The 17,001-nt window shown below is 58.7% G+C and carries 13 protein-coding genes and 2 tRNA genes; 11 read left to right on the forward strand and 4 right to left on the reverse strand.

The window, feature by feature from the left end:
• Positions 1–9 precede the first annotated feature (9 nt).
• Together AC07W5_RS09640 and AC07W5_RS09645 are read left to right on the forward strand one after the other, a co-directional pair.
• Positions 10–1,128, forward strand: a complete 1,119-nt coding sequence (locus AC07W5_RS09640; protein WP_494992607.1) for a succinylglutamate desuccinylase/aspartoacylase family protein — start codon at positions 10–12, stop codon at positions 1,126–1,128.
• A 14-nt stretch (positions 1,129–1,142) separates the two neighbouring features.
• On the forward strand, positions 1,143–1,907 hold the full coding sequence (locus tag AC07W5_RS09645) for an ABC transporter ATP-binding protein (RefSeq protein WP_494992606.1): 765 nt from the start codon (positions 1,143–1,145) through the stop codon (positions 1,905–1,907).
• Between the two features lie 123 nt (positions 1,908–2,030).
• Here AC07W5_RS09645 and AC07W5_RS09650 read toward each other — a convergent pair whose 3' ends face one another.
• Both AC07W5_RS09650 and dcd read right to left on the reverse strand, forming a co-directional pair.
• A complete protein-coding gene (locus AC07W5_RS09650; RefSeq protein ID WP_494992605.1) occupies positions 2,031–2,240 on the reverse strand; it encodes a hypothetical protein in 210 nt (69 codons plus the stop codon).
• Between the two features lie 107 nt (positions 2,241–2,347).
• A complete protein-coding gene (dcd, locus tag AC07W5_RS09655; protein WP_419116148.1) occupies positions 2,348–2,914 on the reverse strand; it encodes a dCTP deaminase in 567 nt (188 codons plus the stop codon).
• A 353-nt stretch (positions 2,915–3,267) separates the two neighbouring features.
• Between dcd and AC07W5_RS09660 the strand changes: the two genes are divergently transcribed.
• The 5 genes from AC07W5_RS09660 (at position 3,268) to AC07W5_RS09680 (ending at position 8,695) form a co-directional block, all read left to right on the forward strand.
• Complete coding sequence (locus AC07W5_RS09660) at positions 3,268–3,477, forward strand: cold-shock protein (RefSeq protein WP_002554837.1); 210 nt, start codon at positions 3,268–3,270, stop codon at positions 3,475–3,477.
• A 346-nt stretch (positions 3,478–3,823) separates the two neighbouring features.
• Entirely contained in the window at positions 3,824–4,198 is a 375-nt protein-coding gene (locus AC07W5_RS09665; RefSeq protein ID WP_494992773.1) for an MGMT family protein, read from the forward strand.
• 42 nt (positions 4,199–4,240) lie between these two features.
• Positions 4,241–5,878, forward strand: a complete 1,638-nt coding sequence (locus tag AC07W5_RS09670; protein WP_495023266.1) for an AmpG family muropeptide MFS transporter — start codon at positions 4,241–4,243, stop codon at positions 5,876–5,878.
• Positions 5,879–6,009: 131 nt separating this feature from the next.
• Positions 6,010–7,725, forward strand: a complete 1,716-nt coding sequence (locus AC07W5_RS09675; protein ID WP_494992603.1) for a proline--tRNA ligase — start codon at positions 6,010–6,012, stop codon at positions 7,723–7,725.
• A gap of 19 nt (positions 7,726–7,744) precedes the next feature.
• The gene (locus tag AC07W5_RS09680) at positions 7,745–8,695 is read left to right on the forward strand and encodes a hypothetical protein (protein WP_494992602.1); all 951 of its coding nucleotides are present in this window, start codon (positions 7,745–7,747) and stop codon (positions 8,693–8,695) included.
• Positions 8,696–8,847: 152 nt separating this feature from the next.
• Here the strand turns inward: AC07W5_RS09680 and dinB are convergent, their stop codons facing one another.
• A complete protein-coding gene (dinB, locus tag AC07W5_RS09685) occupies positions 8,848–9,909 on the reverse strand; it encodes a DNA polymerase IV (RefSeq protein ID WP_495010326.1) in 1,062 nt (353 codons plus the stop codon).
• A 302-nt stretch (positions 9,910–10,211) separates the two neighbouring features.
• On the opposite strand from dinB, the gene AC07W5_RS09690 reads away from it, so the two are divergent.
• The 4 genes from AC07W5_RS09690 (at position 10,212) to AC07W5_RS09705 (ending at position 14,823) form a co-directional block, all read left to right on the forward strand.
• Positions 10,212–10,288: transfer RNA gene (locus AC07W5_RS09690), tRNA-Met, on the forward strand.
• A gap of 240 nt (positions 10,289–10,528) precedes the next feature.
• A tRNA-Met gene (locus AC07W5_RS09695) sits at positions 10,529–10,605 on the forward strand.
• Positions 10,606–10,885: 280 nt separating this feature from the next.
• On the forward strand, positions 10,886–13,528 hold the full coding sequence (gene mprF / locus AC07W5_RS09700) for a bifunctional lysylphosphatidylglycerol flippase/synthetase MprF (protein WP_495010325.1): 2,643 nt from the start codon (positions 10,886–10,888) through the stop codon (positions 13,526–13,528).
• Complete coding sequence (locus tag AC07W5_RS09705; RefSeq protein WP_495010324.1) at positions 13,528–14,823, forward strand: virulence factor family protein; 1,296 nt, start codon at positions 13,528–13,530, stop codon at positions 14,821–14,823. Before mprF ends, AC07W5_RS09705 begins: the two co-directional genes overlap by 1 nt.
• Positions 14,824–14,884: 61 nt before the next feature.
• On the opposite strand, the gene AC07W5_RS09710 is transcribed toward AC07W5_RS09705, so the two are convergent.
• Positions 14,885–16,726: a potassium transporter Kup gene (locus AC07W5_RS09710; RefSeq protein WP_494992772.1), complete on the reverse strand. Its 1,842-nt coding sequence runs from the start codon at positions 16,724–16,726 to the stop codon at positions 14,885–14,887.
• Positions 16,727–17,001 lie beyond the last annotated feature (275 nt).

Consider the following 17,001-nt stretch of genomic DNA (forward strand, 5'->3'; position numbering starts at 1 on the left):
CAAGAGCCAATGCGCCACCAGATTCATGACTTGCTTGCCCCGCTGCCGGGCACAGCACGACAGATTCACAGTTTCCACTTCGGCCCGCAGCAGGCCGAAGGCAAGATCTACATCCAGTCGTCTCTTCACGCGGACGAACTGCCAGGCATGCTGGTGGCCTGGCACCTCAAGCTGCGCCTGGCCGAACTGGAAGCTCAAGGCCGCCTGCGCAGCGAAATCGTGTTGGTGCCTGTGGCCAACCCGGTCGGCCTGGAGCAAGTACTGATGGACGTGCCGATGGGCCGCTATGAGCTGGAAAGCGGACAGAACTTCAACCGCTGGTTCGTCGACCTGAGTGAAGAAGTCGGTAACGAAATCGAAGGCCAGCTCAGCGATGACCCTCACCATAACATCAGGCTGGTTCGCACCAGTCTGCGCAAGGCTTTGGCCCGGCAAACCGCCAGCACTCAATTGCAATCCCAACGCCTGACCCTGCAACGACTGGCTTGCGATGCTGACATGGTGCTGGACCTGCATTGCGATTTCGAAGCCGTCGCCCACCTGTACACCACTCCTGAAGCCTGGCCGCAGGTCGAACCGTTGGCGCGCTACATCGGCGCCCAAGCTTGCCTGCTGGCCACCGACTCGGGCGGGCAGTCCTTCGATGAATGCTTCACCCTGCTCTGGTGGCAGCTGCAAGAACGCTTCGCTGAGCATTTCGAGATTCCGCTGGGCAGTTTTTCAGTCACCGTCGAGCTGCGCGGTCAGGGTGATGTCAATCACGGGCTGGCCAGCCTGGATTGCCAGGCACTTATCGACTACCTGACGCAATTCGGCGCCATCGCCGGCGAACCGGCGCCTCTGCCAGAGCTGCCCTACCCGGCCACTCCGCTGGCAGGCGTCGAGCCAGTAACAACACCCGTCGGCGGTCTGTTGGTGTTTGCCGCGCTGCCGGGTGAGTTCCTTGAGGCAGGGCAACTGGTCGCCGAGATCATCGACCCGATCAACGACCGCGTCACGCCCATTCATTGCAACAACGCCGGGCTGCTTTACGCCCGCTCGTTGCGGCGCATGGCCACCGCTGGCATGGTGATCGCCCATGTCGCTGGCCGCGAAGCCTATCGCAGCGGCTACCTACTTTCGCCTTAAGGATGCATGCCCCCATGTACAAACTGACCATTGAAGGCCTGCATAAATGCTATGGCGACAATGAAGTGCTCAAAGGCGTCTCGCTGAAAGCCAAAACCGGTGATGTGATCAGCTTGATCGGCGCCAGCGGCTCGGGCAAAAGTACCTTTTTGCGCTGCATCAACTTTCTTGAGCAACCCAACGACGGTGCCATGAGCCTGGACGGCCAGTCGATCCGCATGATCAAAGACCGGCATGGCATGCGTGTAGCCGACGAGGCCGAACTGCAACGGATCCGCACCCGTCTGGCGATGGTGTTCCAGCACTTCAACCTGTGGAGCCACATGACGGTGCTGGAAAACATCACCATGGCCCCGCGTCGGGTGCTGGGTGTCAGCAAGAAAGACGCAGAGGATCGTGCCCGCCGTTACCTGGACAAGGTCGGCCTGGCCGCCCGGGTCGCCGATCAATACCCGGCGTTCCTCTCCGGCGGTCAGCAACAGCGCGTGGCCATAGCTCGGGCCCTGGCCATGGAGCCGGAAGTCATGCTGTTCGACGAACCGACCTCGGCCCTTGACCCGGAACTGGTGGGCGAAGTGCTCAAGGTGATCCAGGGCCTGGCCGAAGAAGGCCGGACCATGATCATGGTCACCCATGAAATGAGCTTCGCCCGCAAGGTGTCGAGCCAGGTGCTGTTTCTTCACCAGGGTCTGGTGGAGGAAGAAGGCACGCCGGATGAGGTGCTGGGCAATCCGAAAAGCGAGCGGTTGAAGCAGTTTCTCAGCGGTAACCTGAAATAACCCCCCGGCCTCTTGCAGGAGCCGAGCTTGCTCGCGATGAACGATAACGCGGTCGGTCAGCTTGACCGAGGCGTCTCTATCGCGAGCAAGCTCGGCTCCTGCAAAGTTCTCTGGCGAGAGATATCAAGCTACGGGAGCGGGAGGTGGCTCATCCGGCAGGGTGGGCTCACCGGGTTCGGTAGGCTGTTCGTTCGGGGTGTCCGGGTCGGGTTGACCAGGAATGCCGCCCGCCATGTTGACCGACGGATGCGCCAGCAATGACCAGGCAAGCATGCCGACCTGATTGGGCTCAAGCCTCGCCAGCTCAGCACTTATACGCGGATCGATTTTCATAGGGCGCTCCTGAGCGATGGCCCGACTCGCGTTGCGCGAACCGAAGCAGTACTCTCAATAGAGTACCTGCTCGCTCAAGAATTCCAACTGTTCGTCAGATGACTGAATCAGGTACGCGGCAGGGTGACACCAAGCTGGCCCTGATATTTGCCGCCACGGTCTTTGTAAGACACTTCGCACTCTTCGTCGGACTCGAAAAACAGCATCTGCGCCACACCTTCATTGGCGTAGATCTTCGCTGGCAAGGTCGTTGTGTTGGAGAACTCCAGGGTCACATGGCCTTCCCACTCCGGCTCAAGCGGCGTGACATTGACGATGATGCCGCAACGGGCGTAGGTGCTTTTCCCCAGGCAGATGGTCAATACGTTACGTGGAATGCGGAAAAACTCGACAGTCCGGGCCAGCGCGAAAGAGTTTGGCGGAATGATGCACACATCGCTTTTGACGTCGACGAAACTCTTCTCATCGAAGTTTTTCGGATCAACGGTCGCCGAGTTGATGTTGGTGAATACCTTGAATTCATCCGCGCAACGCACGTCATAGCCGTAGCTCGATACGCCGAAGGAAATCACCCGGTCAGCGCCTTCGCCGCGCACCTGACGCTCCACAAAGGGCTCGATCATGCCGTGCTCTTGCGCCATGCGGCGAATCCACTTGTCCGATTTGATGCTCATGGCGGGTGTCCTGAATAGCGAGGTGGAAAAATTCTGTCCGGCATCTTACCGGGGCGCGCCGCCGGGTTCAAAGTCCGGGGCGCTTTTCTCGCTGATCCCGGCAATAGCGCAGGCCCGGATCCCGTACGCAGCACCGTCAGTCACGAAAATAAAGAAACCTTCATAAAGACCATTGGCACGTTCCGGAAAAAGGGTTAAGGTGGCGCCACTGTGTTGCTTGTGTCACTGAGAATCTCTACACGATATGTTGAATTTCGATCCAACCATCTCCAAGAATTTTTCCTGCTCTTTGCACTCAGTCTCGGCCAGGGCTTTTCCTGAGTCGCAGTTAACTTTGTCCAAGGAGATACACCATGTCTAATCGCCAAACTGGTACCGTTAAGTGGTTCAACGATGAAAAAGGCTTCGGCTTCATCACTCCACAATCCGGTGACGACCTGTTCGTACACTTCAAAGCTATCCAGTCCGACGGCTTCAAAAGCCTGAAAGAAGGCCAACAGGTTTCTTTCATCGCTACCCGCGGTCAGAAAGGCATGCAAGCTGAAGAAGTTCAAGTTATCTAACTTGTCCTGATACAGCAAAAGCCCCGCCCTCAAAAGCGGGGCTTTTTTGTGCCCGTCTGTTTTGCCCTGAAGATGCTCTGAAAAAGGTTTACCCCCCAGCTTTCGAACGATAGAACGCCAGTGTTATCAGGCGACACCAAAAAAGCGGTGTGACGCGCCCCGTTCAAACTGATGACAACGAGGCACAGCAGGGCTCTGGACAACATAAGCGAACACAGGGCCCGAGCTTGCGAAAAAAACCGGACACCCCATGGACAAAAGCCTTAGCCAGGACTGACCCAAGCATCACAACCGAGTTAAATTCTCATCGACCTATCAGGGATATGTCTTACAGGCGAACTCGCGAATTCCTTCAGGAAGCACGAACGTGACTGAATCTCCCGACGAGAGTGAAAGCCCTGCACAAATCCGACGCACGGCTCTCTACCTCACACTTGCCCAAGTCCCGGAGGGCAAAGTGGTGAGTTATGGCCAATTGGCCGAACTGGCCGGGCTGGGCCGTGCCGCACGCTGGGTCGGTCGCACACTCAGCCAATTGCCCGGCGACACCAAGCTGCCCTGGCATCGTGTTCTCGGTGCTGGCGGGCGTATCAGCCTGCCTGCCGGCAGCGCTTCAGGGGATGAACAACGTACGCGCTTGCGCATGGAAGGCATCAGCATCCTGAACAATCGTGTTGATATTCAGCGTCATGGCTGGCGTCCGGTAGAGCACAGCGGTTAGAGTGCGCGCTTTGTTTCCGCAATCTGAGGCAGACTCCAGCCCATGCCCCCAAAAACCTGGCGCGACGCACTCGCCGCCTATGCCAGCCCCTCGACGCTCGTACTGTTGCTGCTTGGTTTCGCCGCCGGCATGCCTTACATGCTGGTGTTCTCGACGCTTTCGGTCTGGCTGCGCGAAGCTGGTGTAGCCCGCGAAACCATTGGCTACGCAAGCCTGATCGGCTTGGCCTATGCCTTTAAATGGGTATGGTCGCCGCTGCTCGACCAATGGCGCCTGCCGCTGCTCGGTAAACTCGGGCGTCGTCGCTCGTGGCTGGTCCTCGCTCAATCACTGATCATCCTCGGACTGATCAGCATGGGCTTCTGCGACCCGCAAAAACACCTGTCCTGGCTGATAGCCATTGCGGTGATCGTCGCCTTCGCCTCCGCCACCCAAGACATTGCTATCGACGCCTATCGCCTGGAAATTGCCGAAGACAGCCGCCAGGCCGCGCTGGCCGCCGCGTACATGTCCGGTTATCGAGTTGCCGTACTGCTGGCGACCGCCGGTGCACTGTTCTTTGCCGAAGGCTTCGGCTCCACGGGTTTCAACTACAAACATGCGGCCTGGACCGGCACCTACGTCCTGTTCGGTGTGTTGATGATCCCGGCACTGCTCACCACGCTCCTTATGCGTGAACCCCCCGTGCCGCTGCGTACTCAGCTGTCGGCCGGGCGCTACAGCTTTGTGCATCAACTGGTGTCGGTATTCGTGCTGATCATCCTGCTGATCTCCGTACCGGCGATGTTTACCCAGCTTTACAACACCGACTTCGCCAGCGTGCTGTTCAACGGTGTCAGCCTGCTGGATCTGCTATTGGAAGATCGCGCCTTCCTGCGGGCGATCCTCTATATCATCCTGACCAGCCTGTGCCTCTCGGCCATGGGTAGACGCGGCCTGGCGCCAGTACTGACACCGGTCAACGACTTTATCTTGCGCTATCGCTGGCAGGCCTTCCTGCTGCTGGGGCTGATCGCCACCTATCGGATGTCCGACACGGTCATGGGGGTGATGGCCAACGTGTTCTACATCGATCTGGGATTCACCAAAGATCAGATCGCCGGAGTCAGCAAGATTTTCGGCCTGATTATGACCCTGGTCGGCGCCGGGATGGGCGGCTTACTGATCGTGCGCTTCGGAATCCTGCCGATCCTGCTCATCGGCGGCGTAGCTTCGGCAGCCACCAACCTGCTGTTCGTGATGCTCGCAGACATGGGCGCCAACCTGCAGATGCTGATCTTCACCATCTCGCTGGACAACTTCAGCTCAGGCATGGCCACTTCAGCATTTGTCGCTTACCTGTCGAGCCTGACCAACCTGAAATTCTCCGCCACTCAATACGCCCTGCTCAGTTCGATCATGCTCTTGCTGCCACGCCTGATCGGCGGCTACTCCGGGGTGATGGTGGAGAAATTCGGCTATCACAACTTTTTCCTGATCACCACCCTGCTTGGCATCCCGACCGTATTGTTGATCGCCCTGCACTGGTTTCAGGAGGCCCGCCGCGCCCGCGAGGCCGCTGCGGCAGCCGCAGCCGCGGCCGCGGCCGCGGCTAACGACGTTAGCGACACCAGTAAAGTCAGCGAAGTTGGCGAAGCCAACAAAGCCAGCGAAATCAGCGAAATCAGCAAAGAATCTTAGGAGCCCCCCGGGGGGTTGCCGGCTTTCGCCACCCTCCCCCGGTACGCCCGGCTGCAATCCTGTACGCAAACAGATCTCACCCGTACAATGCTCAGTCATTTCTAGTCATTAGCAACCGACAACGGCCAACCATGCGCACCAGTCAATATTTGCTCGCCACACAGAAAGAAACGCCTTCCGACGCGGTTGTGATCAGCCATCAGCTGATGCTGCGCGCCGGCATGATCCGCAAACTGGCCTCCGGCCTGTACACCTGGCTGCCCATGGGCTTGCGGGTTATGCGCAAGGTTGAAGCCATCGTTCGCGAAGAGATGAACGCTGCAGGCGCTCTTGAAGTGTTGATGCCGAGCACCCAGCCGGCTGAGCTGTGGCAGGAATCCGGCCGTTGGGAAGAGTACGGCCCTGAGCTGCTGCGCTTCAAGGATCGTCACGGTCGCGACTTCTGCGCCGGCCCGACCCACGAAGAAGTGATCACCGACCTGGCCCGTAACGAGCTCAGCAGCTACAAGCAGCTGCCGATCAACCTGTACCAGATCCAGACCAAATTCCGTGACGAGACCCGCCCACGCTTCGGCTTGATGCGCGGCCGCGAATTCATCATGAAGGACGCCTACTCCTTTCACGCGGACCAGGCATCCTTGCAGGTCACTTACGACCGCATGCATCAGGCGTACTGCAACGTGTTCACCCGCCTGGGGCTGAATTTCCGCCCGGTAGAAGCCGATAACGGCTCCATCGGCGGCGCTGGCTCCCACGAGTTCCACGTACTGGCCGAGTCCGGTGAAGACGATATTGTCTTCAGCAATGGTTCCGACTACGCGGCGAACATCGAGAAGGCTGAAGCCGTTCCTCGCGAAACCTCGCGCCCTGCGCCAGGCGAAGAGCTGCGCCTGGTCGATACGCCAAACACCAAAACCATCGCGCAACTGGTCGAAGGCTTCAATCTGCCGATTGAAAAGACCATCAAGACCCTGGTGGTTCACGCTGAAGAAAAAGGCAAGCTGATCGCGCTGATCATTCGCGGCGATCACGAACTGAACGAAATCAAGGCCGCCAACCAGCCAGGCGTTGCCAGCCCGCTGGTCATGGCTTCCGACGCCGAACTGCGCGATGCCATTGGCGCCGGCGCCGGCTCCCTCGGCCCACTGAACCTGCCATTGCCGATCATCATCGACCGCTCAGTCGAGCTGATGAGCGACTTCGGTATCGGTGCCAACATCGATGACAAGCACTACTTCGGCGTCAATTGGGAGCGCGATCTGCCGGTTCCGGCCGTGGCCGACCTGCGCAATGTCGTGAGCGGCGATCCAAGCCCGGACGGCAAAGGCACGCTGGAAATCAAACGCGGCATCGAAGTCGGACACATCTTCCAGCTAGGCACCAAGTACAGCGAAGCGATGAAGTGCCAGGTTCTCGGTGAAAACGGCAAGCCTGTAACCCTGACCATGGGTTGCTACGGCATTGGCGTTTCGCGCGTGGTTGCCGCTGCCATCGAGCAGAACAACGACGAACGCGGAATCATCTGGGGCGACAGCCTCGCACCGTTCCAGATCGCTCTGGTACCTCTGCGCTACGAAACCGAACTGGTTCGCGAAGCTACCGACAAGCTTTATGCCGAGCTGACTGCTGCCGGCTTCGAAGTGCTGCTGGACGACCGCGACAAGAAAACCAGCCCTGGTATCAAGTTCGCAGACATGGAACTGATCGGCATTCCACACCGGATCGTGGTCAGTGACCGCGGTCTCGCCGAAGGCAACCTGGAATACAAGAGCCGCACCGAGGCCGAGCCGCAAGCGCTTCCGGTCGCCGAGGTGCTGTCCTTCCTCCAAGCCCGTATCCGTCGCTGAAACCAGATCAAGAGAAGTCATGTTCAAGCGAAACACCTTAGGCCTCGGTGGTGCCGCCCTGTGCGGCACCCTGCTGGTCAGTGGCTGTGCCAATCAGATGTCACAACACAGCGAGCACGAGGAACGCATCGAGCGCAAATTGCTCGAGCACAGCCTGCAGATCGATGTCGGCGAGCCTAAGGTGCTTGAACTGCCGCAACGCCGAGTACGGATCCACGAGCAGAAGACCTTCGAAGTCACCGAGTTCGAAGTTGCCCGTCGCTATGATCGCTACACGCCTTACCAGCCCTGGCGGGAGATCTACGAGATCCCGCTGGGCGCCGTGGCGTTGGTCGCTGGCGTCGGTGCGAATATTGTCAACGTGTTCGCCTTGGGCAACTTGCCAGACAGCATGACCAAAGACTGGATCAGCTATGGCCTTGCCGGGCTCAACCCGTTCATGAACATTCAATCCCATGGTCGAGCGCAACAAAACCTGGCCGGAATCGACGAAACCCAGCGTGACAAACGCCTGGAATATTCGAGCCTGCCGTGGAGCGAGCGGCCGGTGGAGGTCAAGGCCGGCACTCATACCTTTGAGCTGAGCACTGATCGCAACGGCGTACTGCGCCTGAACCTGCTGGACAGTCCGTTTTCAGAACAGGACCTGAACCACATCAGTAAGCTGCAGATCAGCGTCGAAGATGCTCAGAATGACGTGCATTCCAACTCATCCCTGACCATCAGCAGCACCCTGCGCGGCAAGATGCTGGAAGCTCACAACCTGATCTTCGATGACCTCGAAGATGACGACGTCAGCCAGTGGGTACACCGGGTAAAACGCCTGTCGGAGTTGGGCCTTGAAGAAGAAGCCAGCGAACTGGAACAGAGCCTGATCGAATTGACCCGCAACGATCCTGAATTGCAGCGTGAATTCCTCAAGTCACTGACCAAAGATGCCGGGCGACTGGTGGCAGATCCCGGGGTGTGACTGTAGCAGCTGCCGAGCCCGCGAGGCTGCGTTCGGCCGCGAAGCGGTCGTAGCCTGATGCATGCGGTTGTTCCGTTAAACCGCTATCGCAGGTTTTACGACTGCTTCGCCGCCGAACGCAGCCTCGCAAGCTCGACAGCTGCTACAAACGCCTAGCGGCTAAACAACTCCAGCTGCTCATGCCCGCCACGCAGATCCTGCAAACGCACGCCAATCCCCAGTAACCGCACCGGCTTGACGCCCCGATTGAAGGCCTGGGTCAGCAGTTGCTGATACCCCTCCAGATCCCGCCCTGCCCCGGCCTGCTCCAGAGTGGTCTGGGTAAAGTCATGGAACTTCACTTTGACGAAGGGCTTGCCCGGTCGATAACTGCTGTCAATCCTCGCCATGCGGGCGGTCAGGGTTTCCAATAACTCTGGTAATTTTTCCAGGCAACTGGCCAGATCGGGCAGGTCCACATCGTAGGTATTCTCGACACTGACGGACTGACGCCGGTTATCGTTCTGCACCAGCCGATCATCGATTCCACGAGCCAGCCCCCACAGCCGCTCACCAAAACTGCCAAATTCGCGCACCAGCGCCAACTTGCTCCAGTCTCGAAGCTCCAGGCAATTGACGATGCCGAGCCTTCCCAACTTGTCCGCCGTGACCTTCCCCACCCCGTGCAGCTTGCTGACCGGTAAGGCGGAAACAAAATCCTCAACCTGATCCGGGGTAATCACAAACAAGCCGTTGGGCTTTTTCCAGTCACTGGCGATCTTGGCGAGAAACTTGTTCGGCGCCACACCGGCCGAGACGGTGATATGCAACTGGTTGGAGACACGTCGGCGGATATCTTGCGCAATGCGCGTGGCGCTGCCGGCAAAGTGCGGACTATCGGAAACATCGAGATACGCCTCATCCAGCGATAAGGGCTCGATCAGGTCGGTGTAATCGCGAAAGATCGCCTGAATCTCTTTCGAAGCCTCTTTATATGCATCCATACGCGGCTTGACGATCACCAGATCCGGGCACAGCTTCAAGGCATGCCGGGAAGACATTGCCGAACGCACCCCATAAGCCCGCGCCTCGTAGTTACAAGTGGCAATCACCCCACGCCGCTCCGCCGAACCACCGACAGCCAGTGGCTTGCTGGCCAGACGCGGGTCGTCGCGCATCTCGATCGCGGCATAGAAACAATCACAGTCGATGTGGATGATTTTGCGCTGCGTCATATATAGGCAGTGTTCATTGAGAGCAAAAGAGGCAAAGGTGAAACGAATCGGCAGTATCTCACTGACACCTGTATATAGCACCAGTGCTTTTGAATCTTCGCCTGTATACGTAGGAAAAACCCTCAATGGATTTATTTTATCAATCAAAACAGGTATACCAATAGAGCTGAAAGCCTTACGCAGCAAGCCCTCAAGGCTTGTCAGGCTGCCCTCCTGACAAGCTAAGCGATTGAACAAAAAGAGATTTTTTAGAATTGCAGGTTGACAGCCCAGCGATCCGCTGTAGAATGCCGACACACAGACGCGGGATGGAGCAGTCTGGTAGCTCGTCGGGCTCATAACCCGAAGGTCGTCGGTTCAAATCCGGCTCCCGCAACCAAACATCAAAAAAGGCTACTCGAAAGAGTGGCCTTTTTTGTGCGCGTCGATTTTTACAACCCCATCCTCTGGCAGCACCTCTCCCGTCAGCGGCTGAAAACAGTGCAAAAGGAAAACCCTTTGCGCTTCTGGCACTTACCCCACCCAACCGACCGTTCGCCACTTATTTGCGCTTATTTGACCCAATAGACTATTAACGGTTGACACTCAAGCGATCGCCTGTAGAATGCCGCCACACAGACGCGGGATGGAGCAGTCTGGTAGCTCGTCGGGCTCATAACCCGAAGGTCGTCGGTTCAAATCCGGCTCCCGCAACCAAACATCAAAAAAGGCTGCTCGAAAGAGTGGCCTTTTTTGTATCTGTCGAAAATGCCCTTTCGCAACAATGATCTGGCAATGTGTGCCGCGCTGTCGACGGTCAATCGGAATCATCTCGGCGCAGGCTATGCTGAGTCGCAGACAATACTCTCTACTGCTGGTTGCGCGCAGTCGTCCAGTTACGATGAGACGCGTTAATATTTGAAATTATTTTTTTCATAGGGATTGGTAACTTGGCTGGATACCCCCATCCTGTCGCGCACAATCCAAGAGGTGATTGATGCGCGCCAACTCGTCTGATCCACAAGACACCGTCACAGCGACCCAACCGATTACAGCCACTCGCCTGCGCTGGCTGGAGCTGTTGAGCAAATACCGTCAACCCATCGGCCTGGCAGTCACTCTGCTGCTATTCTCGATCGCGCTGATTGCCTGTCGCCACCTGCTGAGCGAACTCGATCTGTATGCCCTGCACGACTCAATCCTGGAAGTGCCGAAGCCGGCCTTGCTCGGTGCATTAGGGGCGACCATTGCTGGCTTCATCATTTTGCTGGGCTATGAGTGGTCAGCCAGCCGTTATGCCGGCGTGAAATTGCCGCCGCGCACGCTGGCCCTGGGGGGATTCACCGCGTTCGCCATCGGCAATGCCATTGGCCTTTCGCTGCTCTCCGGCGGTTCGGTGCGTTACCGCTTGTATGCACGCTTTGGCCTGGGGGCCTCTGACGTCGCCCACATGACGCTGTTCGCCAGCCTTTCACTGGGTTGCGCCCTACCACCACTGGCAGCCCTGGCGACGCTCAGCAACCTGCCAGCAGCCGCTGCTGCGCTGCACCTGTCCGAATCCCTGCTGGCCGGGATTGCCCTCACAGTGCTGTTTCTCGGGGCGGTACTGGCGATCGGCATCTACCGTCGCCGTCTACCGGAACAACCATCCCCGGACAACTTGCTGGTCCGTGTCGGGCGCCGCACCCTGCGCCTGCCAAGCCGCCGCCTGACCCTCCTGCAGCTGGTGATCACGGCGCTGGATGTGGCCGCTGCCGCCACCGTGCTCTATCTATTGCTACCTGAAGCGCCACCCTTCGGCGCCTTCGTACTGATCTACCTGTTGGCGCTGGCTGCCGGTGTACTCAGCCATGTGCCCGGCGGCGTCGGGGTGTTTGAAGCCATTTTGCTGGCAGCCTTCGCCGACAAGCTCGGTGCCGCGCCACTGGCGGCAGCCCTGCTGCTGTATCGCCTGATCTACGTGGTTCTGCCACTGCTGGTGGCCTGCCTGTTATTGCTGATCAGCGAAGCACAACGGCTGTTCCAGTCTCGCCAATCGCTGCGGGTAGCCTCGGGCCTTGCTGCGCCAATCCTCGCGGTGCTGGTGTTCCTGTCCGGCATGGTTCTGCTGTTTTCCGGTGCTACACCGGAAATCGATACCCGTCTCGAAGCCATCGACTTCCTGGTCCCGGACCGTTTGATCGATGCCTCACATTTCGGTGCCAGCCTGATCGGCGTACTGTGCCTGCTCCTGGCACAGGGGCTGCGACGCCGCCTGTCCGCAGCATGGATGCTGACTATGGTGATGTTGCTGGTCGGTGCTCTGCTTTCACTGCTCAAAGGCTTCGACTGGGAAGAAGCTTGTCTTCTGACACTGATCGCCTGCCTGCTCGGCGTGTTCAGGCGTTCGTTTTATCGCCCGAGCCGCCTGACCGAGTTACCGTTTTCACCACTTTATCTGGTCGCCAGCCTCTGCGTACTTGGCGCATCGACCTGGCTGTTACTGTTTGCCTATCAGGACGTGCCCTACAGTCATCAACTCTGGTGGCAGTTCACCCTCGACGCCGATGCTCCGCGCGGTTTGCGCTCGTTACTCGGCGCCGCGGTGCTGCTGGTGGTAGTGTCGCTGACCTGGCTGCTACGCACTGCACGCCCGGTGATCCATCTACCGACCGCCGAAGAGCTCGACAAGGCGGTAAAAATCCTTATGTCCTCAGCCCAACCGGACGGCGGCCTGGCCTTGACCGGTGACAAGGCGTTGCTCTTTCATCCCAACAACGACGCATTCCTGATGTACGCCCGTCGCGGTCGCAGCCTGGTAGCGTTGTACGACCCGATTGGCCCGACCCAGCAACGGGCCGAGATGATCTGGCAATTCCGCGACCTTTGCGACGTCCATCACGCCCGCCCGGTGTTCTATCAGGTGCGCGCAGAAAACCTGCCGTATTACATGGACATCGGTCTGTCGGCAATCAAACTCGGTGAGGAAGCCCGGGTCGATCTGCAGCGCTTTGATCTCGAAGCCAAGGGCAAAGAGATGAAGGACCTGCGTTACACTTGGAACCGTGGCACACGGGACGGCCTGTCGCTGGAAATCCACGAGCCGGGTCAAGCCCCCATGGATGAATTGAAAGTCATCTCCGATGCCTGGCTGACCGGCAAGAACGTGCGCGAGAAAGGGTTTTCCCTTGGCCGTTTCAGTGATGATTACATCAAGCATTTTCGCGTTGCGATTATCCGTTTCGAAGGGCGCCCGGTAGCGTTTTCCAACCTGCTTGAGACTTACGGCCATGAACTGGCCAGCCTCGACCTGATGCGCGCCCATCCAGATGCGCCCAAACTGACCATGGAGTTCATGATGGTCGGCCTGATTCAACATTATAAAAGTCATGGATATGCACGTTTCAGCCTGGGCATGGTCCCATTGTCGGGGCTTCAACCCCGTCGTGGCGCACCACTGACTCAGCGCCTCGGCTCGATGGTGTTCAGCCGTGGCGAGCAACTCTACAACTTCCAGGGTTTGCGTCGCTTCAAAGACAAGTTCCAGCCTGACTGGGAACCCCGTTACATGGCCGTGCCCGCCGGACTCGATCCGCTGGTGGCGCTGGCCGATACCGCCGCCCTGATTGCGGGCGGCTTGACTGGATTGGTGAAACGCTGATGATTCAACGCTCCTGGCGGTATTTACTGGCCACTCTGGTGGCGCTTGCCCTGCTCCTCGGTGGCGGCTATTGGTTCTGGAACCGCCCAGCGCCAGAGCCGACACTTGAACACCTGGCACAAGCCGATGGCTCGACAATGACTCGCGTCGTTCCTGGTACCACTGCGCGCGCGCAAGTGGTCGTGGCAGTGACCGATGAACAAAAGCTCAGCGATGCACAACTGCTGACCCTGGGCCGTGGCGGTGCTGCGCAGATTGTTCAAGTCATCCTGCCTGCCGACTGCACGTTGCAGGGCAGCGCACTGCAGTCGGCCATGAAACAACTCAACGGTCCAGCCACCCTGGTCAGCGGTATCGGCCCTGGAGCAATTCTGGCCTGGCGCTGGCTGTCCGAGCAAACCAATGACAAGGCCCAGGCCGTGTCCGTGGACCTGGCACTGGAAAAGCCCGGCTGCACCCATCTGCTGCCCAAAACCGCAGCTCACGGTCACTGGCTGGTGGCCTGGAACGACAACCCTGACGACACAAGCGCAGGCTTTGTCCGCGATCAACCCAACGCCGAAACCAGTATCAGCGACTACGATATCCACTTGCCGCAAGTCCTGAACAATGAGTTACGCAAGATCCTCGTCGGTTCAGACAAGGGCAATGGCGGGCTGAATATCCCGGTGGTCGAAGTACCCGCCGGCCAGGCAAAAGACACGGTGACCCTGTTCCTGTCGGGTGACGGCGGCTGGCGCGACCTGGACCGTGATGTGGCCGGCGAAATGGCCAAGATTGGCTACCCGGTGGTCGGCATCGACACCCTGCGCTACTACTGGCAGCACAAGAGCCCGGAGCAAAGCGCCACTGACCTCGCCGAACTGATGCAGCACTATCGCCAGAAATGGGGCACCAAACGCTTCGTACTGACCGGTTACTCCTTCGGCGCCGACGTATTGCCGGCCATTTACAACCGTCTGCCAGAAGCCGAGCAGCAAAGGGTTGACGTTATTATCCTGCTGGCCTTCGCCCGCACCGGCAGCTTCGAAATCCAGGTCGAAGGCTGGTTGGGCAACGCCGGCAAAGAAGCCGCCACCGGCCCGGAAATGGCCAAGCTGCCAGCAGACAAAGTGGTATGCATCTATGGCGCAGAAGAAGTCGACGAAAGCGGTTGCACCGAGAAGACCGCAGTGGGTGAAGCCATGAAACTGCCTGGTGGCCACCACTTCGACGAAAACTACCCGGCCCTGGCTCAACGCCTGGTCGATGCGATCGAGAAGCGTCAGGGCAAGACCAAGGTCGCTGAAGAGTGATCTGATCGCCCACAAAAAAGCCCCCGCTGCCGCAAGGCAACGGGGGCTTTTTTTGGGGGGCTTACATTTCGACCTGAGTACCCAGTTCGATCACCCGGTTCACCGGCAACTTGAAGAACCGCAGGTTACCGTTGGCGTTCTTCAGCATGAAAGCGAACAACCCTTCACGCCAACGGGCCATGCCTTCAAGCTTGGAAGCGATGACCGTCTCACGGCTGAGGAAGTAGGTGGTGCGCATCGGGCTGAAGTCCAGCTCATCGAGATGGCACAGCTTCAGGGCTTCTGGCACATCCGGTTCGTCGATAAAGCCGAAGTGCAGGATCACCCGGAAGAACCCCTGACCATAAGACTCCACCTCGAAACGCCGTTGCGCAGGAACTCGCGGAGTGTCCTCGTTCTGCACAGTCAGCAACACTACCTGCTCATGCAGCACCTGGTTATGCAACAGGTTGTGCAATAAGGCATGAGGTACCGCATCCGCCCGGGCCGTGAGGAAAACCGCCGTACCTTGCACGCGATGGGGCGGCTGCACACTGATACTGCTGATAAATATCGGCAACGGCAGGCCACCTTCGTCCAGACGATCCACCAGCAACTGCTTGCCGCGCTTCCAGGTGGTCATCAGGATGAACAGCACAATCCCCGCCAATACCGGAAAGGCACCGCCCTGAATGATTTTCGGCACGTTGGCGGCGAAGAACAGCCCGTCCACCAGCAGGAAGCCGATCAGGATCGGTACCGTCAAGATCGGCGGCCATTTCCACAGCAACAGCATCACCGCCGCGACCAGAATACTGGTGATCAACATGGTCCCGGTCACTGCCACGCCGTAGGCCGAAGCCAGCGCACTGGAAGACCCGAAGCCGAGCACCAGCAGGATCACCCCGACCATCAGCGCCCAGTTCACCGCACCGATATAGATCTGGCCTTTTTCAGCGCTGGAGGTGTACTGGATGTGCATGCGCGGTATGTAACCCAGCTGGATCGCCTGAAGGGTCAGGGAGAACGCGCCGGAGATAACCGCCTGGGAAGCAATCACCGTGGCCAGGGTCGACAGGATCACCAACGGAATCAGCGCCCAACCCGGTGCCAGCAGGTAGAACGGGTTCCGCGCCGCTTCCGGGTTTTCCAGCAGCAATGCGCCCTGGCCGAAGTAGTTCAGCACCAGCGCCGGCAGCACAAGGGCGAACCAGGCACGAGCGATCGGCTTGCGACCGAAGTGGCCCATGTCCGCATACAAGGCTTCAGCACCGGTCAGGGCCAGTACCACCGCTCCCAGAATCGCCAGGCCCACGCCCGGATGAACGCTGAAGAAGCGCACGCCCCACGCCGGATTGAGCGCATGGAGCACTTCGGGATGCTGGACGATGCCATGAACGCCCAGCACACCCAACAGGACGAACCACAACACCATCACCGGCCCGAACAGCTTGCCGATTCGGTCCGTGCCGTGCTTCTGGATCAGGAACAATCCGACCAATATGATCAGTGACAGCGGCACAACCCAGCGTTCGAGCCCATCGAATGCCAGTTCCAGACCTTCGACTGCTGACAACACCGAGATCGCCGGGGTGATCATGCTGTCGCCGTAGAACAGCGAGGCGCCGATCAGACCGAGAATCACCAGCACCATCCGCAGCCGCGGATAGGGCGCAGCCGCGCTCCGGGCCAGCGCAGTAAGGGCCATAATCCCACCCTCGCCCTGGTTGTCAGCCCGCAGAATGAACAGCACGTATTTGATCGAGACCACCCAGATCAGCGACCAGAAAATCAGCGCCAGAATCCCCAATACTCCGTCATGACTGACCGCAACCCCATAACCGCCGGAAAACACCTCTTTGAGGGTGTACAAGGGGCTGGTGCCGATATCGCCGTAAACTACCCCGACCGCCGCCACCAACATTCCCAAGGGCCTCGCCCCGGAATGCTCAGAGCCCACCGCCTGACTACTTGCCTGACCCATCAACCACTCCTACTACTCAGACCCGGACTTCTTTGAAAGAAGCACTATGCTTTGCCGTGCAGCATGCGCTGTTTTTCTTATCGTTACAGTCGATTTGTCGACCGTAAAAACTCTCTATCGCGCGACGCGGCGAAGCATAGCGCAGCAGTCGTCGCATTTCCCTGCATAAAGCTGGTCAAGTGCGCTGCCCATCGCTAGAATTGCGCACTTTTTGA

It is taken from the genome of Pseudomonas sp. GW821-FHT01E05, from assembly GCF_059422425.1.

Excerpts from the sequence above, each read along its gene's own strand:
- AC07W5_RS09640 (WP_494992607.1), top strand. The coding sequence starts at position 10 with ATGCGCCACCAGATTCATGACTTGCTTGCCCCGCTGCCGGGCACAGCA.
- AC07W5_RS09645 (WP_494992606.1), top strand. The coding sequence starts at position 1,143 with ATGTACAAACTGACCATTGAAGGCCTGCATAAATGCTATGGCGACAAT.
- AC07W5_RS09650 (WP_494992605.1), bottom strand. The coding sequence starts at position 2,240 with ATGAAAATCGATCCGCGTATAAGTGCTGAGCTGGCGAGGCTTGAGCCC.
- dcd (WP_419116148.1), bottom strand. The coding sequence starts at position 2,914 with ATGAGCATCAAATCGGACAAGTGGATTCGCCGCATGGCGCAAGAGCAC.
- AC07W5_RS09660 (WP_002554837.1), top strand. The coding sequence starts at position 3,268 with ATGTCTAATCGCCAAACTGGTACCGTTAAGTGGTTCAACGATGAAAAA.
- AC07W5_RS09670 (WP_495023266.1), top strand. The coding sequence starts at position 4,241 with ATGCCCCCAAAAACCTGGCGCGACGCACTCGCCGCCTATGCCAGCCCC.
- AC07W5_RS09675 (WP_494992603.1), top strand. The coding sequence starts at position 6,010 with ATGCGCACCAGTCAATATTTGCTCGCCACACAGAAAGAAACGCCTTCC.
- AC07W5_RS09680 (WP_494992602.1), top strand. The coding sequence starts at position 7,745 with ATGTTCAAGCGAAACACCTTAGGCCTCGGTGGTGCCGCCCTGTGCGGC.
- dinB (WP_495010326.1), bottom strand. The coding sequence starts at position 9,909 with ATGACGCAGCGCAAAATCATCCACATCGACTGTGATTGTTTCTATGCC.
- mprF (WP_495010325.1), top strand. The coding sequence starts at position 10,886 with ATGCGCGCCAACTCGTCTGATCCACAAGACACCGTCACAGCGACCCAA.
- AC07W5_RS09705 (WP_495010324.1), top strand. The coding sequence starts at position 13,528 with ATGATTCAACGCTCCTGGCGGTATTTACTGGCCACTCTGGTGGCGCTT.
- AC07W5_RS09710 (WP_494992772.1), bottom strand. The coding sequence starts at position 16,726 with ATGTTGGTGGCGGCGGTCGGGGTAGTTTACGGCGATATCGGCACCAGC.